At 67.0% G+C, this 25424-nt stretch carries 28 protein-coding genes; 15 read left to right on the forward strand and 13 right to left on the reverse strand.

The window, feature by feature from the left end:
• Positions 1 to 25: 25 nt before the first annotated feature.
• From AC5Y43_RS09345 to AC5Y43_RS09355, 3 genes are all read right to left on the reverse strand, one after another.
• On the reverse strand, positions 26 to 871 hold the full coding sequence (locus AC5Y43_RS09345; protein WP_499972209.1) for an MlaE family ABC transporter permease: 846 nt from the start codon (positions 869 to 871) through the stop codon (positions 26 to 28).
• Positions 872 to 892: 21 nt separating this feature from the next.
• A complete protein-coding gene (locus AC5Y43_RS09350) occupies positions 893 to 1708 on the reverse strand; it encodes an MlaE family ABC transporter permease (protein ID WP_499971752.1) in 816 nt (271 codons plus the stop codon).
• A gap of 363 nt (positions 1709 to 2071) precedes the next feature.
• Positions 2072 to 3277 (reverse strand): CaiB/BaiF CoA transferase family protein, encoded by a 1206-nt coding sequence (locus AC5Y43_RS09355; RefSeq protein ID WP_499971753.1) that lies wholly within the window; start codon positions 3275 to 3277, stop codon positions 2072 to 2074.
• A 297-nt stretch (positions 3278 to 3574) separates the two neighbouring features.
• Between AC5Y43_RS09355 and AC5Y43_RS09360 the strand changes: the two genes are divergently transcribed.
• The 6 genes from AC5Y43_RS09360 (at position 3575) to AC5Y43_RS09385 (ending at position 7894) form a co-directional block, all read left to right on the forward strand.
• On the forward strand, positions 3575 to 4276 hold the full coding sequence (locus tag AC5Y43_RS09360) for an SDR family NAD(P)-dependent oxidoreductase (protein ID WP_499971754.1): 702 nt from the start codon (positions 3575 to 3577) through the stop codon (positions 4274 to 4276).
• A gap of 10 nt (positions 4277 to 4286) precedes the next feature.
• A complete protein-coding gene (locus tag AC5Y43_RS09365) occupies positions 4287 to 4487 on the forward strand; it encodes a ferredoxin (RefSeq protein ID WP_499971757.1) in 201 nt (66 codons plus the stop codon).
• A gap of 14 nt (positions 4488 to 4501) precedes the next feature.
• Positions 4502 to 5866 carry a cytochrome P450 gene (locus AC5Y43_RS09370; protein ID WP_499971759.1) on the forward strand — a complete coding sequence of 455 codons (1365 nt, stop codon included), beginning with the start codon at positions 4502 to 4504 and terminating at the stop codon, positions 5864 to 5866.
• A 125-nt stretch (positions 5867 to 5991) separates the two neighbouring features.
• Complete coding sequence (locus AC5Y43_RS09375; RefSeq protein WP_499972210.1) at positions 5992 to 6387, forward strand: hypothetical protein; 396 nt, start codon at positions 5992 to 5994, stop codon at positions 6385 to 6387.
• 56 nt (positions 6388 to 6443) lie between these two features.
• Positions 6444 to 7325, forward strand: coding sequence for an Rv1363c family protein (locus AC5Y43_RS09380; RefSeq protein WP_499971761.1), 882 nt, complete (start codon positions 6444 to 6446; stop codon positions 7323 to 7325).
• Positions 7322 to 7894 (forward strand): Rv1363c family protein, encoded by a 573-nt coding sequence (locus AC5Y43_RS09385; RefSeq protein ID WP_499971762.1) that lies wholly within the window; start codon positions 7322 to 7324, stop codon positions 7892 to 7894. Before AC5Y43_RS09380 ends, AC5Y43_RS09385 begins: the two co-directional genes overlap by 4 nt.
• 25 nt (positions 7895 to 7919) lie before the next feature.
• Here AC5Y43_RS09385 and AC5Y43_RS09390 read toward each other — a convergent pair whose 3' ends face one another.
• The 6 genes from AC5Y43_RS09390 to AC5Y43_RS09415 form a co-directional block, all read right to left on the reverse strand.
• Complete coding sequence (locus AC5Y43_RS09390; protein WP_499971764.1) at positions 7920 to 9095, reverse strand: acyl-CoA dehydrogenase family protein; 1176 nt, start codon at positions 9093 to 9095, stop codon at positions 7920 to 7922.
• Positions 9079 to 10077, reverse strand: coding sequence for an acyl-CoA dehydrogenase family protein (locus AC5Y43_RS09395; RefSeq protein ID WP_499971766.1), 999 nt, complete (start codon positions 10075 to 10077; stop codon positions 9079 to 9081). Before AC5Y43_RS09395 ends, AC5Y43_RS09390 begins: the two co-directional genes overlap by 17 nt.
• Positions 10078 to 10153: 76 nt before the next feature.
• Positions 10154 to 10807: a nitroreductase family protein gene (locus AC5Y43_RS09400; RefSeq protein ID WP_499971768.1), complete on the reverse strand. Its 654-nt coding sequence runs from the start codon at positions 10805 to 10807 to the stop codon at positions 10154 to 10156.
• A 61-nt stretch (positions 10808 to 10868) separates the two neighbouring features.
• Positions 10869 to 12254 carry an acyl-CoA reductase gene (locus AC5Y43_RS09405; protein WP_499971771.1) on the reverse strand — a complete coding sequence of 462 codons (1386 nt, stop codon included), beginning with the start codon at positions 12252 to 12254 and terminating at the stop codon, positions 10869 to 10871.
• On the reverse strand, positions 12251 to 13597 hold the full coding sequence (locus tag AC5Y43_RS09410; protein WP_499971773.1) for a hypothetical protein: 1347 nt from the start codon (positions 13595 to 13597) through the stop codon (positions 12251 to 12253). Before AC5Y43_RS09410 ends, AC5Y43_RS09405 begins: the two co-directional genes overlap by 4 nt.
• An 89-nt stretch (positions 13598 to 13686) precedes the next feature.
• Positions 13687 to 14319 (reverse strand): TetR/AcrR family transcriptional regulator, encoded by a 633-nt coding sequence (locus AC5Y43_RS09415; RefSeq protein WP_499971774.1) that lies wholly within the window; start codon positions 14317 to 14319, stop codon positions 13687 to 13689.
• Between the two features lie 65 nt (positions 14320 to 14384).
• Between AC5Y43_RS09415 and AC5Y43_RS09420 the strand changes: the two genes are divergently transcribed.
• The 6 genes from AC5Y43_RS09420 to AC5Y43_RS09445 all read left to right on the forward strand — a co-directional run bounded on the left by AC5Y43_RS09420 (position 14385) and on the right by AC5Y43_RS09445 (position 19437).
• Positions 14385 to 14765: a carboxymuconolactone decarboxylase family protein gene (locus AC5Y43_RS09420; RefSeq protein ID WP_499971776.1), complete on the forward strand. Its 381-nt coding sequence runs from the start codon at positions 14385 to 14387 to the stop codon at positions 14763 to 14765.
• Between the two features lie 8 nt (positions 14766 to 14773).
• Positions 14774 to 15667 carry an NAD(P)-dependent oxidoreductase gene (locus AC5Y43_RS09425; RefSeq protein ID WP_499971778.1) on the forward strand — a complete coding sequence of 298 codons (894 nt, stop codon included), beginning with the start codon at positions 14774 to 14776 and terminating at the stop codon, positions 15665 to 15667.
• Positions 15668 to 15884: 217 nt separating this feature from the next.
• On the forward strand, positions 15885 to 16976 hold the full coding sequence (locus AC5Y43_RS09430) for an amidohydrolase family protein (RefSeq protein WP_499971780.1): 1092 nt from the start codon (positions 15885 to 15887) through the stop codon (positions 16974 to 16976).
• Between the two features lie 36 nt (positions 16977 to 17012).
• Positions 17013 to 18158: an amidohydrolase family protein gene (locus AC5Y43_RS09435; protein WP_499971782.1), complete on the forward strand. Its 1146-nt coding sequence runs from the start codon at positions 17013 to 17015 to the stop codon at positions 18156 to 18158.
• A gap of 1 nt (position 18159) precedes the next feature.
• On the forward strand, positions 18160 to 18555 hold the full coding sequence (locus tag AC5Y43_RS09440; protein WP_499971783.1) for a Rieske (2Fe-2S) protein: 396 nt from the start codon (positions 18160 to 18162) through the stop codon (positions 18553 to 18555).
• 15 nt (positions 18556 to 18570) lie between these two features.
• A complete protein-coding gene (locus AC5Y43_RS09445; RefSeq protein ID WP_499971785.1) occupies positions 18571 to 19437 on the forward strand; it encodes an alpha/beta fold hydrolase in 867 nt (288 codons plus the stop codon).
• 4 nt (positions 19438 to 19441) lie between these two features.
• Here the strand turns inward: AC5Y43_RS09445 and AC5Y43_RS09450 are convergent, their stop codons facing one another.
• The gene (locus AC5Y43_RS09450) at positions 19442 to 19915 is read right to left on the reverse strand and encodes a hypothetical protein (protein ID WP_499971787.1); all 474 of its coding nucleotides are present in this window, start codon (positions 19913 to 19915) and stop codon (positions 19442 to 19444) included.
• Positions 19916 to 19951: 36 nt separating this feature from the next.
• On the opposite strand from AC5Y43_RS09450, the gene AC5Y43_RS09455 reads away from it, so the two are divergent.
• From AC5Y43_RS09455 to AC5Y43_RS09465, 3 genes are read left to right on the forward strand one after another with little or no spacing between them, the layout of a single operon-like run.
• Positions 19952 to 21259: an NADH-ubiquinone oxidoreductase-F iron-sulfur binding region domain-containing protein gene (locus tag AC5Y43_RS09455; protein ID WP_499971788.1), complete on the forward strand. Its 1308-nt coding sequence runs from the start codon at positions 19952 to 19954 to the stop codon at positions 21257 to 21259.
• Positions 21256 to 21552: a ferredoxin gene (locus AC5Y43_RS09460; RefSeq protein WP_499971790.1), complete on the forward strand. Its 297-nt coding sequence runs from the start codon at positions 21256 to 21258 to the stop codon at positions 21550 to 21552. The genes AC5Y43_RS09455 and AC5Y43_RS09460 overlap by 4 nt, the downstream gene beginning before the upstream one ends.
• A 24-nt stretch (positions 21553 to 21576) precedes the next feature.
• Positions 21577 to 22752, forward strand: a complete 1176-nt coding sequence (locus AC5Y43_RS09465) for an acyl-CoA dehydrogenase family protein (protein ID WP_499971792.1) — start codon at positions 21577 to 21579, stop codon at positions 22750 to 22752.
• A gap of 26 nt (positions 22753 to 22778) precedes the next feature.
• Here AC5Y43_RS09465 and AC5Y43_RS09470 read toward each other — a convergent pair whose 3' ends face one another.
• Genes AC5Y43_RS09470 through AC5Y43_RS09480 form a run of 3 tightly spaced genes read right to left on the reverse strand, consistent with a single transcriptional unit; the run spans position 22779 to position 25423 of the window.
• Positions 22779 to 23735 carry an LLM class F420-dependent oxidoreductase gene (locus tag AC5Y43_RS09470; RefSeq protein WP_499971794.1) on the reverse strand — a complete coding sequence of 319 codons (957 nt, stop codon included), beginning with the start codon at positions 23733 to 23735 and terminating at the stop codon, positions 22779 to 22781.
• A 12-nt stretch (positions 23736 to 23747) separates the two neighbouring features.
• On the reverse strand, positions 23748 to 24491 hold the full coding sequence (locus AC5Y43_RS09475) for a hypothetical protein (RefSeq protein WP_499971796.1): 744 nt from the start codon (positions 24489 to 24491) through the stop codon (positions 23748 to 23750).
• 11 nt (positions 24492 to 24502) lie between these two features.
• A complete protein-coding gene (locus tag AC5Y43_RS09480) occupies positions 24503 to 25423 on the reverse strand; it encodes an NAD-dependent epimerase/dehydratase family protein (RefSeq protein WP_499971798.1) in 921 nt (306 codons plus the stop codon).
• Position 25424: the final 1 nt, after the last annotated feature.

Here is a 25424-nt window from a genome sequence, read left to right on the forward strand (position 1 = left end):
CGTCACTGTCCTGTCACCACCCTCCCTAGCCCGACAGGTTGAAGTTGCCGTTGGTGCCGTATATGGACAGCGAGACGAGCAGCGTCACCGACACGACCACGATCAACGAGGTTCGCACCGCGTTACCGGTCGCGACGCCCACACCGGCCGGTCCGCCCGAAGCAAAGTAACCGAAATAGGTGTGGATCAACAAGATCGTGATGGCCATCAGGACGGCCTGCAAGAACGACCACAACAAGTCGATCGGGTTCAAGAATGTCGAAAAGTAGTGCTGATACAGGCCGCTTGATTGGCCGAAGAGCACCACCGTGGTGAACTGACTGGCCATGAACGACAGGATGACGGCGACGGAATACAGCGGCGTGATCGCCATCATCCCCGCCGCGATCCGGGTGCTCACCAGATATGAAATCGGCCGGATAGCCATGGATTCCAGCGCGTCGATCTCCTCGTTGATCCGCATGGCACCCAACTGCGCGGTCACGCCGGCGCCGAAGGTGGCCGCCAGGCCGATGCCCGCGACGATGGGCGCCGCGATGCGAACGTTGATGAAGGCGGATAAAAATCCGGTCAGCGCCTCGATGCCGATATTGCCCAGCGAGCTATAGCCCTGCACCGCGAGAGTTCCGCCCGCGGCCAGCGTCAAAAAGCCGACGATACACAGCGTGCCACCGATCATGGCCAAAGTCCCTGCGCCCATGCTGATCTCGGCGATCAGGCGGATGACTTCCCGCCGGTAGTGGCGGACCGCGAAGGGAACCCCGGCGAGCGCCTTGCCGTAGAACAGCGTGTGGTCGCCGATCCGGCTCAAAGCGCCGACGGGCTTGTCGAGTTGTCGCGTCAGGCGCGGATAGGTCGCGCGTAGCGTGATCACGGTCTGTCCTGCACCCCCTCAGTGACCCTTGGACGACATTCGGATGCCGATAGCCGTCACAACGACATTCACGACGAACAGCGACATGAACGCGTACACGACCGTCTCATTGACGGCGTTGCCGACGGCCTTCGCGCCGCCCGATACCGTCAGCCCCCGGTAGCACGCGACCAATCCGGCGATCAGGCCGAAAAGCGCTGCCTTTACGCACGAAATGATCACCTCGGGCACGCCGGTCAGCAGGGTGATGCCCGCGGCGAACGCGCCCGGATTGACGTCTTGGACGAAGACCGAAAAGATGTAGCCGCCCACGATGCCGATGATGACGACCAGGCTGTTGAGCAACAGCGCCACCAGGCCGGAGGCGAGCATGCGCGGGGTCACCAGGCGCTGCACCGGGTTGATGCCCAGCACCTCCATCGCGTCGATCTCCTCGCGGATCGTTCGCGACCCCAGATCCGCGCACATCGCCGTGGAACCCGCACCGGCCACGATCAACACCGTGACGATCGGGCCGACCTGGGTCACCGCACCGAAAGCAGCCCCCGCCCCGGACAGGTCCGCGGCGCCCAGTTCGCGCAACAGGATGTTGAGCGTGAAGCTGACCAGGACGGTGAACGGAATGGCCACCAGCAACGTGGGCGCCAGCGCGACCCTCGAAATAAACCACGACTGTTCCAGGAACTCGCGCCACTGAAAGGGGCGGCGAAACACGAATTTGATCGCGTCGGCCGACATCGCGAACAGTCCCCCGACCGCCTGCATGGGCTTCGCGCCGCGCCCCAAGAAGATGCCGCCAGTCCACCGCTCCGGGCCGGCTCGCTTAACCGCCATCAGCGTCAGCCCCTCCCAACACTTTTCAGACCGGCAGTCTCGTTTTTGTGGGCCGGGCGTTGCGGATTCGGTTGGGCCGACGGACGCGGCGGTCTGCCAGCGTCACTGAAATGCATAGCGGGCAGCCACATTCCGGCATCCGGCTCAGGCGTGACAACCGCTACCATCCTCACGCCAGGACCTCCGTTCGTCGCGTGAGTTGACGCTCCGAAACGAGGGGCCCCAAGTCTCGAAGCGTCCGGCGATTATGACTCATACCGCGTCTCGTCGGAGCAGAAAATGCACAACCGTTATCGGCGAGGCCATCGGGTGACGGGCCAGGTTCGGGTCGGGCGTTTCGGACGGCTCCGGTCCCCGCAGTACTCAAGTGACGGCGCCGGCCGTCTTGAGTTCGATGATGCGGTCCCAATCGAGCCCGATCTCCATCAGGATCTCGTCGGTCTGCTCGGCGAATCCGGGCGCCGGGCCGGTGTGCGGCGCGCTGACATCGAACTGGACCGGGTTGGCGACCAGGTCGAGTTCGCCTGCGCGAACCAGGTACTCGTTCGCGCGGATCTGCGCGTCGTCGACGGCCTGCAAGGTGTCTTGGACAGGCGCCCATGGTCCGGCGAGCGTGGCGAACCGTTCGCTCCACTCGGCAAGCGTGCGGGTTGCGATCACCTTGGTCAAGATCCCGACCGCCTCCGCGGTATTGGCGGCGATCGTCTCGACTGTGGCGAAGCGGGGATCATCGGCAAGCTCGGGCAGGTCGACGTGCCGGCACACATCGGCCCAGAACTTGGTGGGCTGCATCATCACGAAGGAGATGTAGCGGCCGTCGGAAGTGGTGTAGAGCCCGACCAACGGATTGTTCGGCGCCCCGTGCACACCCGGCGGCGGCGATTCCAGCCGCTGCCCCAGGTGTTTGGTCAACGCGACCGTGTGTCCCATCGACCACAGGCCGCTGCCCAACAGCGACACGTCGACGACCGACGGCTCGCCTGTGCGCTCGCGCTTCAGCAGCGCCGCCGCGATGCCACCGGCGAGATTGGTGCCGGAGATGGTGTCGCCGTAGGCCGGTCCGGGCGGCGCGATCATGCCGGGCATCCCCGCCGGGGTGATGGTGGCGGCGGTCCCGGCCCGGCACCAGAAGGCGGTCATGTCGTAGCCGCCCTTGGTGGCCTCCTCGCCGCGCGGGCCGAGGGCGCTTCCCCGCGCGTAGACGATCTTCGGGTTCACCGCCCGGATGTCGTCGACGTCGATGCCGAACTTGCGCCGGGCATCGGGCAGGAAGCTGGTCAGAAAGACATCGGACCGGCGGGCCAGCTCATAGAGCACCTCTTTGCCCTCGGGCACCGACATGTCGAGCCCGATGCTGCGCTTGCCGCGGTTGGCATGCTCGATGTTGGGGTTGGGGTCACCGTCCACGCGCAGCATGCCGGTCTGGCGCAGCCCGCGCTGCGGGTCGCCGGTCACGGCGTGCTCGACCTTGACCACGTCGGCTCCCCATTCGGTCAGCACCGCGCCCGCCGACGGGACGAAGCCGTACATCGCGACTTCCAGGACACGGATGCCCTCGAGCGGCCTCATGCCTGGTCCTCCCCCTGATGTGGTGCCCGTCACGATAACTTCATTCTCCTCACCGGCGAATCTTACATTCGCCTCTCGATAATTCAAGAAACTCTCAAGAACCGAGACGGCCCGTCTACCAGCGGCGTTAGGGCTCCGCCGGCCACGGGACGGTCCTCTCCGCGCAGGCCGAAAGCGGTTTGGCGACCGTGTTGCACGCGGCTCGGCGACGAGAGTAAGGTTCTCATAATTGCAAGGGAGATTCTTTGTGACTGAGACGGCCCCGTTTGGAGACGACGCCAGCCTGGTGTCGCGATCGTGAAGACCGCCGTTGTCACCGGTGGCGGATCCGGCATCGGTCAAGCCGTCGCGCAACGCCTGCGCGCCGACGGCCTCGACGTCGCCACGATCGACCTCAGGCCATCGGACGCCGACTTCACCTTCACCGCCGACGTCACCGTCCGATCGCAGGTGGATGCCGCGCTCTCCGCGATCCGCGCCCGGCTGGGCCCGGTGACGGTTCTGGTCAACGCCGCCGGCCTGGACGGCTTCAAGCGCTTCAACAACATCACCTTCGAGGACTGGCAGCGGGTGATCGACGTCAACTTGCACGGCGTCTTCCACATGGTCCAGGCGGTGCTGCCCGACATGGTCGAGGCCGGGTGGGGACGGATCGTCAACATCTCGTCGTCGAGCACGCACTCCGGCGCGCCCTACATGAGCCACTACGTGGCGGCCAAGTCGGCGGTCAATGGGCTCACCAAATCGCTGGCACTGGAATACGGGCCCAGCGGCATCACCGTCAACGCGGTGCCCCCGGGGTTCATCGACACCCCGATGCTGCGCGCCGCCGAACAAAAGGGCTTCCTCGGCGACATCGAGGAGACCATCGCCCGGACCCCGGTGCGCCGGATCGGCCGGCCGGAAGACATCGCCGCGGCGTGCGCCTTCCTGATCTCCGAGGAGGCCGGCTACATCACCGGTCAGATCTTGGGTGTCAACGGCGGCAGAAACACGTAAAGGAGTCATCGTGAAGGTCTGGGTTGATCCCGAACGCTGCCAGGGCCACACCCTCTGCTCGATGATCGCGCCGGAATCCTTCCGGCTCAGCGACATCGACGGCACATCGTCGGCGATCGACGAAGTGGTGCCGGCCGATCGGGAGGATCAGGTTCGCGAGGCCGCCCAATCGTGCCCCGAGCAGGCCATCATCATCACGAACGAAAGCTAGAGGGAGACAGCGCCTTGACCGTCGATGACGTCGTCAGCGACAACGACCGCAAGCGAAACCGGTATGACTTCGACCGGCACTCCGCGGAGTACCGATCGAAGTTCAAGGCCGTCACCGAGGAGATGCACGCCCGCTGCCCGATGGCGTGGAGCGAAACCTACGGCGGGCACTGGGTGGCGGCCGGTAGCCACGAGGTCTTCGAGCTGGCTCGCTGCCCCGCGGTCTCCAACGACCACGACATCCACAACGAACGCCGTGGCTACAAAGGCATTTCGATCCCCACGGCCAGCCGCGTCAGCGCGGTTCGCGGCGGCATCCTGGAAATGGACGACCCCGAGCACCGCACCTACCGGACCGTGCTCAACCCCTATCTGTCCCCGGCCGCGATCAAGCGGTGGGAGCCCTTCATCGACGACGTGACGCGCGCCTGCCTCGACGAGAAGATCGAGGGTGGCAGCATCGACTTCGTCGACGACCTCGCCAACATCGTGCCCGCCGTATTCACCCTGGCCATGCTCGGCATCCCGTTGAAGAAGTGGAAGATGTACAGCGAGCCGGTGCATGCGGCGGTCTACACGCCCGAGCACTCCCCCGACATCGAGCGGGTCACCGCGATGCACCGGGAGATGGGGCTCGACATGGTCAACAACATGATCGAGATCCGCGCGAATCCGAGGCCCGGGATCGTGAACGGTCTGCTCGAGATGCGCATCGATGGTGAGCCCGCACCGGAGCTGGAAATCCTCGGCAACCTCGGGTTGGTCATCGGCGGTGGTTTCGACACCACGACCGCCCTGACCGCCCACTCGCTGGAATGGCTTTCGGAACACCCTGAGCAACGGCAGCTGCTCAGCGATGAGCGCAAAACTCTGCTCGACCCCGCAACCGAAGAGTTCCTGCGCTTCTTCACCCCGGCGTCCGGGGACGGCAGGACGTTCGCCGACGACACCGAACTCGACGGCACCCAGTTCAAAGAGGGCGAGCGGCTATGGATTTCGTGGGCGATGGCCAACCGCGACCCAGCGTTGTTCCACGACCCGGACAGGATAATCCTCGACCGCAAAGGCAACCGGCACTTCAGCTTTGGGCTTGGGGTCCACCGGTGCATCGGGTCGAATGTGGCACGCACCGTGTTCAAATCCATGCTCACCGCGGTTCTCGACCGGATGCCCGACTACAAGTGCGATCCTGAGGGGACCGTCCACTACGAGACGATAGGTGTCATCCAGGGCATGCGTAAGTTGCCGGCCACATTCACGCCCGGCCGCAAGGTCGGAGCCGGACTGGACGAGACGCTCGAAAAGCTCCAACGCATCTGCGACGAGCAAGAGCTCGCCAGGCCGATCACCGAACGCAGGGAAGCCGCCGTCATCGACTGAGCGGCTCATAATTTTTCCGAGTAGGCCTGTTCGGCATGGCATCGCCTTATATTTGGGCCAGGCACGTGCGCAGAGAGGGAGACGCATCGGTGAAGACTTTCGCAATCAGCCTTGCGGCGCTTGCCATGGCCGCGCTGACTATGACGCCGACCGCGCACGCGGACATGCTGTATGCCAACTATCGGCTGGACACGGACCGGGATCCCGGCCACCTCTGGGTTTGGTCGATCAATCCATGCGTCCAGCCAACGCCGGGATGCCTGCAGGTGTACGCAACTCCGCAGCCCAATGGGCAAGCGACGGTCTACCGGGGAATAGCTCACCTGGCCAACGGCCGCTACACTCTGGCCGTTGATGTGCCCGATGGCGTGCGCTGCGTGGTCCAGTTCTTTCCCTCGCACGACGTCTACTCGTGGGACGCGGTGACGCTGGCGGGTCAGGTCGACTCGACGTTTGACACCGGCTGCGGTGGCGGACCGGGGGGCACCAACAGTTGGCCGTTCTCGCTCGTGCGATGGTAGCCGCGTGAGAGGTACGGGGGGTCGGTCGATCACGAGGGCGACGGGCAGCAAGCACGATGGCTGAGGCCAAGAAGGCGCCGCAAGATTCGGCCACACCGAAAGCCGACGTCGATGCGTTACTGGAGGAAGCCGAGGCCGAGGCAGCCGAGGCCGAAGCGCTGGCCGCCGCGGCGCGCGCCCGCGCCCGTGCCGCCCGGCTCCGGCGGGAAGCGCTGGCCGCCGCCGAGGCAGAGACCGAGACCGAGAGGTCCGAAGAGGCGCCGGACGCCGTCGATGACGCAACCGAGACGGACGAGGCGAAGACCGGCGACGAGATCTCCGACACCGTCGAGGCAACCGACACCGACGAAGCCGAGTCCGAGGAAGCCGAGTCCGAGGAAGAAGTCTCCGACGAAGCTCCCGAAGACGTCGAGTCGGAATCTACGTCGGCTCGCTCGCGGCGACGCCTGCGGTTGCCCCCGTTGTCCGTGGTGTGGAAAGCGGCCGTCATCATCCTTATCTGCGCCTTTTTGGGGGCGAGCGGATACATGATGTGGAACCACCATGAAACCACCGAGCGCAAACAACGCACCGCGAGCATCATCGCGGGGGCCAGGCAGGGGGTCGTCAACCTGTTTTCCATGGACTGCAACAAGGCCAAGGAGGACGTCCAGCGGGTGATCGACAGCTCGACTGGACAGTTCCGGGACGACTTTCAGGCGCGCGCAAAAGATTTCGCGACCGTCGTCGAGCAGTCGAAGGTGGTCACCCAGGGAACCGTGAATGCGGCGGCCGTGCAAGCCATCAACGGGGATTTCGCCTCGGTTCTCGTCGCGGCGACATCGCACATCACCAACGCCGCGGGGGCCAAAGACGAACCACGCAATTGGCGGCTCAAGGTGACCGTCAAAGACGACGGCGGGCAATACAAGATGTCCAATGTGGAGTTCATTCCATGAGCGAGGACGAGCCCAGCATCGACACCGTCGACGAGTCTGCCGAACAAACCGACCACAGCGAAAGTAGCGCGCCACGCGCCCGGCGCAAGGTGCAAGCCGTTCCCGTGATTCTGATTGTGCTGCTGCTGCTTTCCGGCGCCGCCGCGACGTGGCTGTACTTCAAGCAGTACCGGCCGGACAAACAAACCGACCCCGGCGTCGCGACCGCGGTCACTACCGCGGCGACCGACGGAACGGTCGCGCTGCTGTCCTACTCTCCCGATTCCCTCGACAAGGACTTCGCCGCCGCCAAGTCACACCTCTCCGGCGATTTCCTGAAGAACTACAACCTGTTCACCGAGCAGATCGTGACTCCGGCGGCCAAACAAAGGTCGCTGAAAACCAACGCTCGGGTGGTGGCGGCCGCCGTTCAGGAATTAAACCCGGATTCGGCCGTCGTCCTGGTGCTCGTCGACCAGAGCACCACGAGCAAGGACAACCCCGACCCCGCGATGGCCTCCAGCAGCGTGCGGGTGAGTTTGACCCGGGTCAGCGGCAGCTGGCTGATCACCAACTTCGACCCCGTTTAGGCGTCGGCGAGCAGTCGCAGGAAAACTAGCCGCGCGGGAGGCCCAGCACGCGCTGGGCGATGATGTTGCGCTGAATCTCCGAGGTGCCGCCGGCGATCGTGCCGGAAAAGCTTCGGGCGTAACGCTCGAACCAGCTGGCGAAGTAGTGGTCGAGGTTCATGTGCGCGTATGGCCCGGTCTGGCCCGGGTGGACGAGCCCATCGGATCCCGCAGAGGTCAGCGCGAGGTCCATGCCACGCAGCTCGGCCTCGGAGCCGAGCAGCTTGAGCACCGAGATCGCGGCCACGTCGTCTTCGCCGCGCGCGGCGCGGGCCAGGGCCGCCGAGCCCAGCAGGCGCAGCGCCTGCCTGTCCATGATGGTGCTGGCGTACTGTTCGCGCTCGACCTCGGTGCCGGGACGAAAGTCGTCGATCATGTTCTCGAGGCGATCGGCGAAGCCCAGCCACATCATGGTGCGTTCGTGGCCCAGCGACCCGTTGGCCACCCGCCAGCCCTGGTCGAGCTCGCCGACCAGGTTCTCCGCCGGCACCCGCACGTCGGTGAAGAACACCTCGTTGAAGTCCAGGTCGTCGGCGCCGCAGATGGACGGGAACGGCCGGCGCACCAGACCGGGCGTGTCGGTGGGGATGATCAGCGCGCTGATTCCCTTGTGCTTCGGCGCATCCGGGTTGGTGCGGACAAAGGTCAACAAGACGTCGGCGTCGTGGGCGCCCGAGGTCCACACCTTCTGCCCGTTGACCACGAAGTGATCGCCGTCGCGCACCGCGCGGGTACGCAGCGACGCCAGGTCGGAGCCGGCGCTGGGTTCGCTCATCCCGAGTGAGGCGGTGATCTCGGCGCGCAGGATCGGTACCGCCCAGCGCCGCTTCTGTTCGTCGCTCCCGAACGACAACAGCGACGCGCCAACGATATTCACGCCCTGCGGGTTGAAGCTGTGATAGATCCGCCGGCGGCTGAGCTCCTCGAGGTACACGAACTGCTGGATGACCGTCGCGTTGCGGCCGCCGTATTCCGGTGGCTGGGCGGGCAGCAGCCAGCCGTTGTCGAACAGCAGCCGCTGCCAGCGCCGGGCCCACTGCGGCATGTGGGAGACCGAGCGGGGCCGCTCCAGCGTTTCGCTTGCGTCGGGCAGGTTTTCGTCGAGGAACGCCGCGAATTCCGCCCGGAACGCCTCGACGTCGGAATCAAAAGTCAGCTGCACGGTATTCCTCCGCGATCCGCGCCCGGTGCTCCGCGGCGCCGCCGAGCATGAGCTCGCCCGCCTTGGCCCGCTTGAGCGCGAACTGCAGGTCGTTCTCCCAGGTGAATCCCATCGCGCCGAAAAGCTGTAAGCCGTGCCGGAATACGAGCGACTGGCACTCCCCCGCCGATGCCTTGGCCATCGCGGCCGCCAGCCGCCGGCGCGGATCGTCGGCGGCGATCGTCAACGCGGCGAAGTAGGCCAGCGCGCGGGCGCGTTCCACCGCGACGTGCATGTCGGCGGCCTTGTGCTGGACGGCCTGGAACGAGCCGATCGGCACACCGAATTGCTGCCGGTTGCGGACGTGGTCGAGGACCAGGTCCAGGATGCGCTGGCAGGCGCCGACCATCGTGATCGCCATACCCGTCAACGCCATGTGGTGCGCGCGCTCGGCGTCGGAGGCGAGCCGGGCGCTATCAGGCACCCGCACGTCGGCGAAGGACAGGTCGGCGACGTGCAGGACGGGGTCGAACACCGCCGAGCGGCGCGCGGACACCTGGTTGGCCGCGACGAGGAACACGCCGGCGTCGGTCGACACGGCCAGCTGGTCGACGCGGTCGCCGTCGAGGACGTGCCGTGCCGTGCCGTGCAGCACCCAGCCGTCGGCGTCGCGGTGCGCCGCCACCCCGCTGTGCACGGCCGTGCCCGACTCGTGCGGGTCGAACCGGTCGGCGGCCAGCGGCGCGAATTGGCTCAGCGTCGCCAAGAACGGCGTGGGGTCGGTGGCGCGGCCCAACTCCTCGAGCACGATGGCCAGTTCCACGGCACTGCCGGGATCGTTCAGCTCCGTCCAGCCCTGGTCGACGTAGGACTTCCAGAGCGGGCTGGGGTCGACGCCGTCCTCGGCCACGCTGCGCACCAGCGACGGCGGGCACTGCTTGGCGACGGCGTCGCGAACGGTCTGCTGCCACAGCCGCTGATCAGCATCGAACTCCAACAGCATCCGAGCCGCCTCCTGTCGTCACCGCCTCCGCGAGAATAACATTCTCCATCGCGGAAGTAATAATCTCGAAAAGCGGCTATGGAGTACCCGGGACCAGCCCGTCTGCCGGCTGGTCCCAGCGGTCGAGGTTGACGAACTCGGCCAGCGGCCGGCGGCGCAGCGGCCCGTGGTTGCCCTTGGGCCATCCGACGACGACGTGGCCGGCGACCATCCAGTCGTCGGGCACGCCGACGGCCTCCCGCAGCAGCCGTTCGCCGCCGTAGGAGGCCCAGCTGGTGAGGCATGCCCCCAGGCCCTGGGCGCGCGCGGCCAGCAGGAAGTTCTGCATCCCGGGAAAGATCGACCCGCCCAGCAGTAACTCGGATGCCGTCGGGTAGTGCTGCTGGGCGAACAGAACCGAGGTGAATTCGCCCGCCCGGTCGTGCAATTCGTAGGTCGCGCGGTAGGTGCGGGCGCGGCGGCTGTTGTCGTCGGCGGCGGGCCGGCTCATCCCGTAGACCGGCTCGATCACCTCCAGCGCGTGAGCGGCGGCCCTGGCCACGACCGCCCGCTGCTCGGCGGAGCGCAACACGACGAATCGCCAGCCCTGCGCGTTGGCGCCCGAGGGGGCCCACCGGGCCGCCTCGAGGCAGCGCGCCAGGGTCGCGTCGTCGACGGGCTCGTCGGTGAGGCGCCGGATCGTCCGCGCCGTCGACATCACTTCCCAGACGTCGCTGGTTGCTCGCGCCATCGTCGCTCCCTTCGGCGTCGGCATCCTGTGCGTGGAACATATCGCGGCGCGGCGCGGGAGCTCACAACGCGACGTCGTCGTCGCCCATCCAGTGCACGAATCGCTGCAGCGGATACATCGCGTCGTGCGGACTGCCGAGCACGTGAGCGTTGGCAGTTCCCAAGCGGCACAGGCGTTGAGCCCCCGCGCTAGCCAGTCGGTCCCGCAGCTGCGCCTTGCGCTCGTAGGGGTAGACGCCGATGGTTTGGGTGGCGACGTTGACGTAGCGGACGGCGTCGCCGAGGGAGTCCACCCGCACCACGTTCGATGTCTTGTTGGTGGGCTGAAACTCGACGGGCCGGTCGGAAAGGATCACCAGGCCGCGGCCGTCGAAGCCGCCCCACAGCTGGAGATCGCCCATCGCCTCCATCACCTGGATCTCATCGCGCAGCTCCCGCGACAGCGGCGGGCTCACCGCCGACGCGAAGTCACGGTCGACGCCGAGGCGCCCGGCCAGCGTGGCGCAGAACGATTCAACCTGGGCCCGTGCGCCTTCCACGAATGCGTAGCGACTGGCCAGGCACGCCTCTTGGTTGAACACCGTGGTGTCGGCGGCCAAATGCTCGGCCGCCTCCGCGGCGCTCTCCTCAGAGTCGAACGCCTCGCGGCCGATCAGCGAGATCGAGGATTTCGGGTCGAACGAGATCAACTGGATTCCCGGCCCCAGGTACTGGATCACATTGTCGATCGCCTCGCCACCGCCCCAGGCGACGATCCTGTCGAAGTACTGCGGCCGGTACAGGACGCGTTCGACCGCGGCGTCGCCGCCCTGCCAGTACACCGCCGACATCGACCGTACGACAGGGTGTTTCGGGTCGATTTCCGCCATCGTGCGTAGCACCGCGACCGTGGTGAACGGATCGCTCGAGGGCATCTTGAACAGGTTGACCGCCTTGACCAGAGCTCCCTGTGCGATCGAAGCCACGCATCCCGACGGGGCGTTGCCCGCCAGCATGTGCACCATGCGCGGCGGAAAGGCACGGATCGCCCCCTTGTTGCCGTACCCGTCGACCCGCTCGACCCACCCGTCGAGCGCGGCGCGATTGGCGAAGTTCGAGTCGACCATGCTCTCCAGCAGCGGCCTGGTCAGGTAGTACGGCGCCTGCCGGTAGAGGTTTTCCACCACCCTTCGCGGCAACGGGTTGGTGGCCGCGATCAACTCCAGGCACTGCTGTAGGTGGGGGTTGCGGTCCAGGTGCAGGCGCTCGCCGGTTTCCACCAGGAAGTCGATGATCTCGTCGAGTTTGACGTCCAGCAGCGGCGGCAGCTGCGCCCGCGGCAACACAAGAGTATCGAGATCGATTGTGGGCGTGGTGAAATCAGATCCCAGATCGCGGGATCGGTGACGGACCGCGCCGCCCTCGACGAGCGTCCCCTGGACAAAATGCGGTGCCGCGAGGGTCGTCATGCGATCCCCCGCACGTAGGCGTCGATGCTGCCGGCGCAGGTGATCTTGTCCCCTCCGGGCAGATCCGCATACCGGGTGATGTCGCGCCCGACGGTGGGGCCCTGATGCCCGCACCCGCATTTCGCGAAACTGACGCTGACCCGGTCGCCGCTGATCACACCGCCCCAGCGGCCCTCGATCGAGATGTCGAAAAACGCTGCCCTGGATTCGATCTCGCCGCCGCCGACATCGAGCAGGTGTTCGCCACTGGTATCCAGCGGCAGCATGAGCACCCAGGGCGAGATGTGGTAACGCTCGGCGCGGCACAGCGGGAACGTGGCGTTGATCTCGCGCATGCTGTAGGCGTGATAAAGCCGGTCCGCTGACACATTGAACGTTTCCAGCACGTATTCGCGGTAATTTTCCGGCAGCGCAGCGCCTTTGAGCCCGCCGGCGACCATCATGGCATTGTTCGGGTTGAAGTCGTCGCCGCCATGATCCTTGGCGCGGATGCCTTCCGCGATCTGGTACAGCGTCGCGAACATACCGGTAGCCAGGAGGGGCAGCGCGCGGGCTTTGACCACCGCCTCGACGGCTTTCTTGGCCGAGGCGTCCATGTCGGCCGCCCGCTGTGTGGCGATGCGTTCGAACTCCGCGATCTCGCTGGGCCGTGCGCTGCCGTCAGTCAGCTTGCGGCGCAACGTGATCATGTCGACCATCGACCCCACCGTCAGCGGTTCGCCGTCGCCGAATTGGTAGGGCGGGTACCGCGAAGAGAAGCAATCGACCATGGCCTGCCGAATCGCGTCCTCCCGCGGGGCCGCGAATTGCGGGCCCAGACCGAGGAATTTGCGGTCCTCGCCGCGGGTGAGCCCGGTGGCCCACAGCAGGGCCTCGATGTTGATCGTTGCGGAGAGTTCGATGTCGCCTTCGGTGCCCGACAGCATGGCCGGCCTGCCCGTGGTTCCGCTGGAGCACGACAGGTAGTGGCCGACGGATTCCAGTCGCTTGAGCCAGTCGTCGAGCGTCTCCACTCCGTTGGTGTCGAGGTCATCCACCGGACGCGTGGATACCGTCGCCAGCCATTTGCCCATGCGGTCCCACCGCCGTTCGGTGAGCCAACCTTGCGCGTAGGTCTTGTAGGTGGTGTGCGCGAACAACAACGGCACCAGGTCGGTCGGTCGCCTGATCTCGCTGACCCCGCCCGACTCCGCGCGGTTGGCCAACAGCGGAATGCTCTCAGCCTGGCTCTGCAGCCGCTCATCGGCCGCTTCCAGTTGCACGGGAAGCAACTCGGCGGGCGCGATGTCGAAGCAATCCTTCGCCCCGACCAGAGAGATGAGACGTTCGGTCGCAGATGTCATCCGTGGCTCCCGGTTGCCGCATCGCCGACGAGGCGATCAATTAAGTACACACCACCGTATATTAATTTCGCATCAGTGGCCAGCCGCGATTAGCGGCGGTTGAGAATGCCGCGCAGGAAGAGATCGACGGCGTGTTGCACGTGACGCTCCTCCTCTTCGGCACTGCGGTAGATCCCGCAACCGGCCAGCCGGGCGGGCAGATGTTCGATCATCCCGATGAAGTGGCCGGCGGCCAGCTCGAGATCGTCCACGTCGATGGTCCCGGCGCCCTGGTGCCGGCGGAGCACGTCCATGACCTGGCGGTGGCGCGGCGACCAGGTCATGGAGTGGGCGCTGATCGCAAACTCAGGGAACCTGGCGGATTCGTTCATGGCGATACGGGTCAGAGCCACGACGTCGGGATCGGTGGCACGCTTGAGCCCGGCGCGGCCGATGACGACGAGGGCAGAGCGCAGATCGCCGTCGTCGACATCGTCGCTCGAGTCGGGTTCGGTCCGCCGGGTGAGCGCCCAGGGGATGACATCGACAAACACGGCGCGTTTGTCCGGATAGCGGGCGTAGAGCGTTCGCCGCGTGATGCCGGCGGCTTGGGCGATCGCCTCCATGGTGGTCGCGTCATAGCCGTGCTTGACGAAGACCGCCACCGCCGCCTTGCGCAACTTCTGATGCAGCTTCTTGGCGTCGGCCTGGGTCGGTCGTCCACGCCGGGTCGTCGTCGCCACGAGACAAAAATATACAGTACCGTATAGATATTTAGGCGCAGTGCCCCACGCAAAGGAGATGAGCAGTGGATCGCGAAACATACGAACGAGGACTCGAGATCCGCTCGGCGGTGCTGGGCGAGGATTACGTCAACCACGCCCTGGCGACCGCGAACGACTTCACCAGGCCCCTGCAGGATCTCGTCACCGAGTACTGCTGGGGCGCGGTGTGGGGGCGCGAGGGGCTTCCGCTCAAGACGCGCAGCATGCTCAACCTGGCGATGATCTCGGCTCTCAACCGCCCTAACGAATTGCGCACGCACGTCAAGGCGGCGCTGACCAACGGCGTCAGTCGCGACGAGATCCGCGAAGTTCTTTTGCAGGTCGCCATTTACGCCGGTGTGCCGGCCGCGGTCGACAGCTTTCGCATCGCGGGCGAGGCGTTCGCCGAAGTGGACGAGGGCTAGGGCACGCGATGGAGATCGGCTTCGTCGGCCTGGGAAACATGGGCTTTCCCATGGCGATTCGGCTCATCGGGGCGCAACACGACGTCGTCGCCTTCGACACGCGCGGTGCGGCGCTCGATCGACTGGTGGCGCTGGGAGCGCGCGCGGCGTCCTCGCCGAGGGAGGTCGCCGACCGCGCCGAAACGGTCATGGCCAGCCTCCCGTCGCCGGCCGCGTCGCTTCAGGTGGCAACGGGTGCCGACGGCGTGATCGGAGGCTCACGGGTCAAGCGCTACCTGGACCTGTCCACCGTCGGCAGCCGGACGGCGACGCGAATCCATGAGTTGCTCGCGCAGCAAAACATCGTGGCGATCGACAGCCCGGTCAGCGGCGGCGTCGGCGGGGCCGAAAAAGGAACGCTCGCGCTCATGGTGTCGGGGCCCCGCCACGAATTCGACGCCATACGAACCACACTCGAGACGCTCGGCAGGCCCTTCTACGTCGGCGCACAGGCCGGGGCGGCCCAGACGATGAAGCTCGCCAACAACATGCTGGCCGCCAACGTCCTGGCCGCCACCGCGGAAGTGATCGTCATGGGCGTCAAGGCCGGCTTGGATCCCGAGGTGATGATCGACGTGCTCAACGCGGGATCCGGCGGCACCAGCGCGAGCCGCGACAAGTTCCCGCGCGCCATCCTGCCGCGTACCTTCGACTACGGCTTCGCCACCGGGCTGATGGTCAAGGATGTGCGGCTCTATCTCGACGAGGCACACGCGCTCGGCGTGCCGGCGCATATCGCCGAGGCGATCGCCGCCGCGTGGGAGGCCACGGCGCGCGACCAAGGCCCGGAGTCGGACTTCACGACGGTCGTCAAACCGCTCGAGAACGCCGCCGGCGTGACCGTGGGCCGGCCCGCTCGTTAACCCGCGGCGGCATCCCGACAAGTGCTGAGAATGCTATTATCCATAGAAAAGAACCGCACTTGCATTTTTATCCATAAAACCCACGACTACCAGGCGCGATGAGTAACCGAAACGCTTACCGAAAATCCATTGATCGGCCCCCGGCGAGAATGTTAGATTATCTATCATATGGCCCGGCCGGGGTTGCTCTGGTTGCCGGGGCCGAAGGGTGGCTTTCGTGATCGAACACGCGGACGGAACGCGCACGCCGGTGATCGACGCCAGCGTGCACATCTTCTGTCGGTCCAACAAGGACCTGCGCTCGTTTTTGCGTGAGCCGTTCAAAAGCCGCGGTTTCCCCGACTACGAGATGGACTGGTACGGCGCGCCGGGCGGCGAGTACGCGCCCAACACCGAGGGCCCCGACCGCCGCTATCCGGGGTCGGACCCGGAATTCGTTGCCGACGAGCTGTTTTCGAAGCGCGGCGTCGACGTGGCGATCCTGCACCCGATGGGCCGCGGCATCATGCCGGACCGTCACCTGGGCAGCGCGCTGCACGCCGCTCACAACGAGATGATGGTGTCGCGCTGGCTGGACTCCGGCGAATTCGGCGACCGATTCCGCGGCACGATCCGGGTCAACCCCGACGACGTCGCCGGCGCGCTGCGCGAGATCCAAAAGTGGCGCGCACACCCGCGGGTGGTGCAGATCGGCGTCCCGCTGCAATCCCGTGAGCTGTACGGCAAACCGCAGTTCTGGCCGCTGTGGGAGGCCGCCGCCGAGGCCAACCTGCCGGTGGCGGTACACATCGAGACCGGCGAGGGAATCGGGTTCCCCCCCACGCCGTCCGGGCACACCCAGACCTACGAGCAATACGTCGGCTTCATGGCGCTGAATTACCTGTATCACCTGATGAACATGATCGCCGAGGGCGTGTTCGAGCGGTTCCCGGCGCTGAAGTTCGTGTGGGCCGACGGCGCCGCCGACTTCGTGACGCCGTTCATGTGGCGGATGGACACGTTCGGCCGGCCCCACCTGGAGCAGACGCCGTGGGCGCCCCGCATCCCCAGCGACTACCTGCCGGGCCATGTGTACTTCGTCCAGGGCAGCCTCGACGGTCCCCCGGACGCGGACTTCGCCGGCGAGTGGTTCGGCTTCACCGGCAAGCAGGACATGGTGATGTTCGGATCCAGCTACCCGCACTGGCAGTGCGGTGACATCCGCAAGCTGCCCGGTTCGCTGTCCCCCGAGCAGCGCGACAAGCTGTGCTGGCGCAACGCGGCCGACCTGTACGGGATCGACATTGCGGTCGACCTCGCCGCGGGCTAGTCGCAGAATGAGGAAAGGGACACTGAGGAGGTCGAGATGACGCTCACCCACACCCACGAGCGGGTCCCCGCTGCCGAGCGGATCGCCGTCCGGTGCGTCGACTCCGACGTGCACCCGGTCCCCAAGCGCGGCGAGATCGCCCCGTACATCCCCGAACCGTGGCGCAGCAAATTCTTCCTGGACCACCGGGTCGGCGAGCTGATCTACTACGACGCCCCGGACTACGCGCACGCCTTCGCGATGCGCACCGACACCTTCCCGCCGGACGGCGAATTCCCCGGCAGCGATCCGGACATGGCTTTTCGCCAGCTGATCATGGAGGCGGGCTCAGACATCGCGATTCTGGAACCCGCGGGGCGCACACCGCGGATCGGGGAGGCCCACCAGGCGTACTGCAGCGCGCTCAACGACTGGCAGGCCAACCATTGGCTGGACAGCCACAACAACTGGCACGAGCGCTGGCGCGGATCGATCTGCGTCGCGATCGAGGATCCCGAGGGCGCGGTCGACCAGATCGAGAAGTGGGCCGGGCACCCGTACATGGCCCAGATCCTGGTCAAGGCCGAGCCGCGGCCGTCGTGGGGCCACCCGAAATACGACCCCATCTGGGCGGCGGCCACCAAGCACGACATCGTGGTGAGCTGCCACCTGTCGCGCAGCTGCTACGAGATGCTGCCAACGCCGCCGGTGGGCTTCCCCAGCTACAACCACGACTTCATGGTCACCTACTCGCTGCTGGCCGCCAACCAGGTGATGAGCATGGTGTTCGACGGTCTCTTCGACCGGTTCCCGACGCTGCGGATCGTGTTTGTCGAGCACGCGTTCACCTGGATCCTGCCGCTGATGTGGCGGATGGACTCGATTTATGAGGCGCGCAAGTCGCGCATGGAGATCAAGCGCAAGCCGTCGGAGTACGTCAAGGAACACATCAAGTTCACCACGCAGCCGCTGGACTATCCCGAGGACAAGACCGAGCTGACCCGCGCGCTGGAATGGATGGAGTGCGACAAGATCCTGCTGTACTCCTCGGACTACCCGCACTGGACCTTCGACGACCCGCGCTGGCTGGTCAAGCACCTTCCCAAGGCGGCACGGGATGCGGTGATGTACAAGAACGGCATCGCGACCTATCACCTGCCGGAGACGGTTCCGGTGCTCGAGGGACAGGTTCGGGTGCTCTGAATTGTCGGACCACACCCCGAAGCGGCCCCGCCTCGCCCAGGGCCGTGAGCACGTCGTCGCGACGGTAGACGAAATCCCGCCGGGCACACACAAGTTGGTGCCGATCGGCCGGCACGGCGTGGGCGTCTACAACGTCAACGGCACCTTCTACGCCATCGCGAACTACTGTCCGCACCAGGGTGGGCCGCTGTGTTCGGGCCGCCCCCGGGGACGCACGATCGTGGACGAGACCGCTCCGGGCGACTCGGTCATGGTGCGCGACCTGGAGTTCATCTACTGCCCCTGGCATCAATGGGGTTTCGAGCTGGCGACCGGCACGACCGCGGTCAAGCCCGAATGGAGCATCCGTACCTATCCGGTGCGCGTTGTCGGCAACGACGTTTTGGTACAGGCCTAACCACAGGAGAATCGGGTGCCTTCAATCGAGATCAACGGGGGAAACGTCGTCTACGAGATCCTCGGCGACTCGGGCGATCTCATCGCCCTGACGCCGGGCGGCCGGTTCAGCATGGAGATCCCGGGCCTACGCCCGCTGGCCGACGCGCTGGTGGCCGGTGGTTACCGGGTGCTGCTGTGGGACCGCCCCAATTGCGGCGCCTCCGACGTGCAGTTCTACGGACAAAGCGAATCGCACATGCGCGCCGAGACGCTGCACAAGCTGGTGACGGGGCTGGGCTTCGAACGCTGCATTCTCGCCGGGGGTTCCGGGGGCGCAAGGGATTCCATGCTGACGACGATGCTCTACCCCGAGATGGTCACCAAGCTCGTGGTGTGGAACATCGTCGGCGGCATCTACGGCACGTTCGTGCTCGGCTCCTTCTACATCGTCCCGAGCATTCTCGCGGTGCGCGGCACCGGGATGGACGGCGTGGTCAAGGTGTCGGAGTGGCGGGAGCGCATCGAAGAGAACCCGGACAACAAGCAGCGCTTCCTCGACTTCGACCGCGACGAATTCCTCAAGGTCATGCTGCGCTGGCTCAACGCGTTCGTTTCCAAGCCGGGCCAGACGATTCCGGGCGTCGAGGACGAGATGTTCGACCGGATCACGGTCCCCACGTTGATCATTCGTGGCGGCGAGAACGACATGGACCACCCCAAGCGCACGTCGCTGGAGGTCAATTGCCTGATCAAGGGGTCGAAGCTGATCGACCCACCCTGGCCGGAGGACGCCTGGGAGCGCGCGTCGGAAGATCGCGCCGCGGGCAGGGTGCAGCACTTCAACATGTTCGACACCTGGGTGCAGGCGGCGCCGGCGATCCTCGAGTTCCTGGGCTCGTGATGGGCTACCCCGTGCGGATGTGGACCTCGCAGTTGAGCGACGACTCGAGGGCCGTGTGGACGCGGCTTTCCGGAACGCGTTCGAGGTCTTCCTCGCGCAGCGTCACGTACACGACGTCGAAGCCGTCGTCGTCGGGGATCCGCACGATGTCGCCGGTGAGGCCGAACCCGGACAGCACGCCGTGGGCGTCGTCATCGGTTCCCCGGCTGATGAATGTGACCACGCCCGGAACCGGGGTCGCACCGAACGCTTTGGCGCACAGCTCGATTGCGACCCTCGTGGCGATGTCGCCGTCCTCGGCCGGGATCAGCAATTCGACTTCGCGGCGGCCGGCGGGCCGCGCCGCGAGGTCGTTGTCCACCACGCCGGCGCCCGCGTCGCCGGCGAGCCCGAGGAGCGCGGCCACGCCCTCGCGTAGCTGCTCCGGCGTGCACGCGCCCGGCGGGTCGACATTGATGCGCACCACCGCAGTTCGCATGCGCGCCAGCTTAACCAAGACGACGGCGGGCCGGCCGTGAGCATCACGCAATCCACCGGTATCAGGACCGCCACACCGGCCGGGTGCCAGGCCCGGCTACTGCCCGAGCAGCCCGGCCACACCCCGGAGGACTTAGCGGCATATCGGCGGCTCGGCGGATACCGCCCGCTCGCCGACCCCGACGCATTGCTGAGCGAGGTCGAATCCAGCGGACTGGTCGGCCGCGGCGGCGCGGCCTTCCCGCTGGCGGTCAAGTTGCGGGCGGTGCGCGACAACGGTCGCCTGGCCGCCGGCGCGGTCGTGGTCGCCAACGGCGAGGAGGGCGAACCCGCGTCGATCAAGGACCGGTGGCTGCTGCGCAACCGGCCGCACCTGATTCTGGACGGGCTGCGGCTTGCCACCGCGATCGTCGCCGCCGACCGCGCCTACGTCTACGTATCCGACGCGGAATCGGTGCACAGCGTCGAAACCGCGCTCGCCGAGCTCGATCCCGGCGCGCTCGGTGGTCTCGCGATCGAGTTGCTGAGCGTGCAGCCCGGGTACGTGGCCGGCGAGGAAACCGCGGCGGTCCGCGCGATCAACGGCGGCCCGGCCAAGCCGACGGACAAGCCGCCGCGCCCGTTCGAGGCGGGCGTCGGCGACTACCCCACGCTGGTGAGCAACGTCGAGACCCTGGCCAACCTGCCCTACCTGCAGCGCCACGGCTCGGCGGCGTTTCGCGCCCAGGGCACGGCCCTGTCGACCGGGACGTTTTTGGCCACCATCACCGGCGCCGGGCGGCCGCCGGTGCTCTACGAGCTTCCGCACGGCCTGCCGTTCACCGAACTACTTGCCCTGCACGGAGTTTCACCCGACCAGGTGCGCGGGGCGCTGCTGGGCGGCTATTTCGCGGGCCTGCTCAACCGCACGGTGCTGGAGACCACGCTGGACCACGAGACGATGCGGGGCCTCGGCAGTGGCCTGGGCTGTGGCGCGATCTCGGTGATCACCGACGACTGCCCGGTCGCCGTGGCGGCATCGGTGCTGGCCTACTTCGACCGGGAAAACGCCGGCCAATGCGGCTCGTGCTTCAACGGGACGGCGGCGATGGCCGCCGTGGCCGGCGCGCTGCGCGACGGCTTCGCGACGACGGAAGACGTCGACCGATTGCGTCGCTGGTCGGTGGTGCTGCGCGGGCGTGGCGCGTGCGCGACGCTGGACGCCGCCACCAATGTGGCCGCCAGCCTGCTCGATCAGTTCCCGGACGACGTCGCCGTGCACCTTGGTGGCGGCTGCCCGGACTGCGCCCGCGGCGCGTTCCGCGCCGACCGTCCCTACGAGGCCGAACCGGTGAGGCACGCATGAAGATTCGGTTGGACCGCACGGTTTGCGACGGCTTCGGCATCTGCGCCAAGCACGCACCGAAGTACTTCTCGCTCGACGACTGGGGCTACGCCTGCGTGATCGGGGACGGCACCGTCGCCGAGGAGGATCGCGACGACGTCATGCGCGCTCTGCTGGACTGCCCGGTGCATGCCATCGCCGAGATCGGCGACCGGACCTCTCGCGCCCGGCAGCTGCCGCTGACCGACGCGGAGGATCCGGCCGAGCACCTCAAAACCGAAGAGAACGAGGCGGAGTGGGGATTCACGCGTTGAGCGGCCCTTGCTTCGGGCCGGGCCGTGCAACTCACCTTTGACCCCGAGGTAGAAGCCTTCCGCGCCGAGTTCGTCAGCTTTCTCGCCGAACACCTGCCCCCGGAGGCGCAGGCCACCGAACGGCCCTCCTCGACGTCGCACGTGCCCGAGTGGTCGCGCCGCTGGCAGCGGCTGCAGTTCGACCACGGCTGGCTCTTGCCGGGAAATCCACCGGAATTCGGCGGCCGCAACGCCAACATCCTGCAGCAGTTCGTGCATCGCGAGGAGCTGTCGCGGCGCCGCATCTACCACTGCTTCAACCCCCAGGGCGTCGGCATCATCGCCGCGTCGCTGCTGTCCTTCGGCACCGACGAACAGAAGCGGCGTTGGGCGGTTCCGATCCTGCGGGCCGAGCTGACCGCGTCGCTGGGCATGAGCGAGCCCGGGGCCGGCTCCGATCTGGCCGGGCTGTCGACCAGAGCCGATTTGGTCGGTGACGACTTCGTGGTCAACGGGCAGAAGGTGTGGACCTCCGGCGCCCACGACGCCGACGTCATCCTCACGTTCGTGCGCACCGACCCGAACGCCCCCAAGCACAAGGGAATCAGCGCGCTGCTCATCCCCACCGACACCCCCGGCGTGGTGTGCCGACCGTTCCCGTCGGTCTACGACCGCGACGACCTGGACTTCAACGAGGTCTTCTTCACCGACGTGCGAGTGCCGGCGGACAACCTGGTGGGCCCGCTGCACGGCGGGTGGCGCGTCGCCAACGGCTCGCTGGGGCACGAGCGCACCCTGATGTGGATGGCCTTCGCGAACCGGCTCGAGCAGCTGCTCGAGGACTACCGGCCGGCGGGCGCGATGAACCGGGACCGCTACGCCACCATCGTGATGGACCACTGCGCGCTGCGGCTGCTCGGATCGGCGGCGTTGGGCCGGGCGGCCCGCGGGGACGTGGATGTGGCGGGCCTGTCCGTGTTGAAGGTCCTCGGTTCGGAGGCCGAACAGAACGCGCTGCGGCATGCGCTGGACGCGTCCGGGCCCGAGGGGCTGCGCGACAAGGCGCTGACGGCCCCGTACAACCCCTACGCGCCAGGCATTTTCACCGCCAGCTGGTTCAGCCGCTACATCAGCTCCTATGCTGGCACGATCGCGGGCGGCACCTCGGAGATCCAGCGCAACATCATCGCCCAGCGGGTGCTGGGCCTGCCGTCGCGCTGATCACGCTCAAGCGGTCCGTGACGTCGTCACAAATCGGGACACAGCGACGACAGGAATTCCTGGGTCCGCAGCCGCGACGCGGCGCGTTCGGTTGCGTCCTTGCCCAACGGGACAATTCGCGCCGCCAGGTCGGTGGCGCCCGCGTCGCGGTAGCGACGCAACCGCGACAGGACCGCCGCCTCGTCGCCGGCCGCCATGGTGTCGCCGACGTCGTCAGCGTCGCCGTGCTCCAGCAGTCGCACGTAATTCGGGGAGAACTCCGCGTGCCCGAGCACCTCGCCGGCGTATGCGCGGGCGGCGTCGGTCTCGGCGTTCGAGCAGAGCGCGACCGGAACACCGGCGACGATCCGCGGCGCGGGCCGCCCGGCCCGGACGGCCGCCTCGGTGATGCGCGGGGCGACGTGGTCGCCGATCGCCCGCTCGTCGGCCATCCACAGGATGGTGCCGCCGGCCCGCTCGCCCGCGAGTTGCAGCATCGTCGGCCCGAGCGCGGACAACAGGATCGGAACCCCGTGTGCGTCAGTGACATCCACTGGCGAGTGCACGCAATAGCTGCGGTTGTCGACGTCGACGGTCCCCGGCCCGGCGAAGGAGGCGGCGAGGACGTCGAGATAATCGCCCATCAATCGCGCCGGCCGATCGTAGGGCAATCCCAGCTGGCCGTTGACGATCCAATGGTGCGAGGGACCGATGCCGAGCGTGAACCGCCCGCCGCACGCGATCTGGGTGGTCAGCGCCTGCTGCGCCATGATCATCGGATGGCGGGTCTGGATCGGGACGACCGCCGTCCCGATTTCGATGCGCTCGGTGGCCTGCCCGATCAAGGTGACGGCCGTGATCGCGTCGAGGTAGCCGGGGACCTGCGGCATCCAGAACGACGTGAATCCCGCGCGTTCGGCGGCCACGGCGTCGGCGACCAACCCGGGTAGTCGGTCACCGCGCGGGCGTTCCTTGTCGGAGCCCACCATCTGGCCTACGCGCATGCGGCCCGCCCCCTAGGGCACATACCGGTCCCACTCGTAGGGCAACACCGCGAAAAATGGTGCGGCAAAAAGGGGTTCGACGCCGGTATCGTCCCAGCGGGCCGCCAGCGCGGGGCGCAGCCGTTCGGTGGTGGCGACGGGGTCGTCGTCGAGGAAGCAGTACGTGATCGACTGTCCCCCTTGCGCGCTCGCCAGATCCGCGCTGACGTGCCGGGACACGGCGGACCACACACCGGCGACGCCGGGCACCTCGGCGAGCGGGTTCGGCGCCACCGCTCCCCGCTCGACCAACACGAACGCACCCCGCACCGGCAGCCAGGGCAGCACATCCGACCCCACCTTGACCCGCGCCGCGGCCACCTTGCTGCGCACCTCGTAGACGCCTCGCTCCACCGGCGGTAGCAGCGGCAGCTTGCGGCCGGCGTCGCCGAGTGCGGTGGACAGCTCGTTGAACCCGCGTAGCCCGGCCGCATCGCTGAAGAAGTACGTCATCACGTGGTCGACCGCGTCCAACGGTCCGTCGGTGACGGGACGCGCCGCGCGGCAAGCGGGCGTGGACACCAACCGCAACGAGGCGCGCACCGCGGCCAGCCGGTGTTGCTCGGGGCGGTGGTCAAGGGTGTGCCAGCGCAGGTAAGCGGCGTCGGTCCCGTCGGGATGGCGAGTGGCCATGGACACGAATAGCGTGGTGATCTCGCCGCGCCCGGTGGCAAGGACCGCGGCGACGTCGTCCGACGGCGTTCCGGGAAGCTGCATCGCATACGTCCTTAAGGTCGTTGATCATGTTGGGGCAGCGGGATTTCGGGATGGCGGGCCGCGATCATGCGCCGGAAGCCTTCTCGCCACGGAACTTTCGTGTCGCCCAGGACGTCGTGCATGTGGGTGACGTCCGGCCACAGCGGGGTGTGCGCGTCGGCCGAATATTCGAACGTCGGCTCGACCCCGACAAGCTGACCCATGAACGCGCAGTACTCCTCGACGCTGACCGTTTCGCTGCCGGCCCAGTTCACCACGACCGGCGGCACCGCGGCGACCTCCATGGCGCGGATGCCGAGGTCCACGTAGTCGTCCTCATAGATCGGGTTGTAGTTGTTCGGCTTGTCGGGATGCAGCCGAATCGGCTTGCCCGCCAGCATCGCATCCAAACGGTCGGCGGGCGCGCCGCCCTCGGGGCCGTACGTCGAACAGATCCGGATGATGGTCAGCGGAATCCGATGGTGCCGGGCGATCCACGTGCAGACGGCCTCCGCCGCAACCTTGGAGAAGCTGTAATTCGCGCGCAGCGGCGCCCCCGGGGGGTCGGTCTCGGTCAGCGGTCGCCGTCCCTGGTAGGCGTAAATCGAGCCGGTCGAACAGAACACGAAACCCTTGGCGGCGCGGCAGTGGTAGAGCAACTCGCCCGACATCTGTGCGTTGGTTTCGACGCAGCGGCCCCAGTCGTCGGTGCCCGGGTCGACGGCCGCGTGAAAGACGTAGTCGAAATCGCGCGGAAGATCGGCGAAGTCGCCCGATCCGATGTCCAGAGGGACGGGTTTGATGCCCGCGCCGACGAGTCGTTCCCGGGCCGCGGGATCCTTCAACCGCGCGGCGCCCCACACCTCGTTGCCCGCCGCCGCCAGGGTCCGGGCGATGGGAAACGCGATCTTGCCCGTCGCCCCGGTGATGAGGATTTTCTGTGCGTCGAGCAAC

The sequence above is a fragment of the Mycobacterium sp. NGS57 genome, assembly GCF_059812405.1.

What these genes read in the sequence shown, in the direction of transcription:
- AC5Y43_RS09350 (WP_499971752.1), bottom strand. Translation starts at nt 1,708, where the DNA reads ATGGCGGTTAAGCGAGCCGGCCCGGAGCGGTGGACTGGCGGCATCTTC.
- AC5Y43_RS09355 (WP_499971753.1), bottom strand. Translation starts at nt 3,277, where the DNA reads ATGAGGCCGCTCGAGGGCATCCGTGTCCTGGAAGTCGCGATGTACGGC.
- AC5Y43_RS09375 (WP_499972210.1), top strand. Translation starts at nt 5,992, where the DNA reads ATGGCCGCGCTGACTATGACGCCGACCGCGCACGCGGACATGCTGTAT.
- AC5Y43_RS09380 (WP_499971761.1), top strand. Translation starts at nt 6,444, where the DNA reads ATGGCTGAGGCCAAGAAGGCGCCGCAAGATTCGGCCACACCGAAAGCC.
- AC5Y43_RS09385 (WP_499971762.1), top strand. Translation starts at nt 7,322, where the DNA reads ATGAGCGAGGACGAGCCCAGCATCGACACCGTCGACGAGTCTGCCGAA.
- AC5Y43_RS09395 (WP_499971766.1), bottom strand. Translation starts at nt 10,077, where the DNA reads ATGCTGTTGGAGTTCGATGCTGATCAGCGGCTGTGGCAGCAGACCGTT.
- AC5Y43_RS09400 (WP_499971768.1), bottom strand. Translation starts at nt 10,807, where the DNA reads ATGGCGCGAGCAACCAGCGACGTCTGGGAAGTGATGTCGACGGCGCGG.
- AC5Y43_RS09405 (WP_499971771.1), bottom strand. Translation starts at nt 12,254, where the DNA reads ATGACGACCCTCGCGGCACCGCATTTTGTCCAGGGGACGCTCGTCGAG.
- AC5Y43_RS09410 (WP_499971773.1), bottom strand. Translation starts at nt 13,597, where the DNA reads ATGACATCTGCGACCGAACGTCTCATCTCTCTGGTCGGGGCGAAGGAT.
- AC5Y43_RS09425 (WP_499971778.1), top strand. Translation starts at nt 14,774, where the DNA reads ATGGAGATCGGCTTCGTCGGCCTGGGAAACATGGGCTTTCCCATGGCG.
- AC5Y43_RS09435 (WP_499971782.1), top strand. Translation starts at nt 17,013, where the DNA reads ATGACGCTCACCCACACCCACGAGCGGGTCCCCGCTGCCGAGCGGATC.
- AC5Y43_RS09450 (WP_499971787.1), bottom strand. Translation starts at nt 19,915, where the DNA reads ATGCGAACTGCGGTGGTGCGCATCAATGTCGACCCGCCGGGCGCGTGC.
- AC5Y43_RS09460 (WP_499971790.1), top strand. Translation starts at nt 21,256, where the DNA reads ATGAAGATTCGGTTGGACCGCACGGTTTGCGACGGCTTCGGCATCTGC.
- AC5Y43_RS09470 (WP_499971794.1), bottom strand. Translation starts at nt 23,735, where the DNA reads ATGCGCGTAGGCCAGATGGTGGGCTCCGACAAGGAACGCCCGCGCGGT.
- AC5Y43_RS09475 (WP_499971796.1), bottom strand. Translation starts at nt 24,491, where the DNA reads ATGCAGCTTCCCGGAACGCCGTCGGACGACGTCGCCGCGGTCCTTGCC.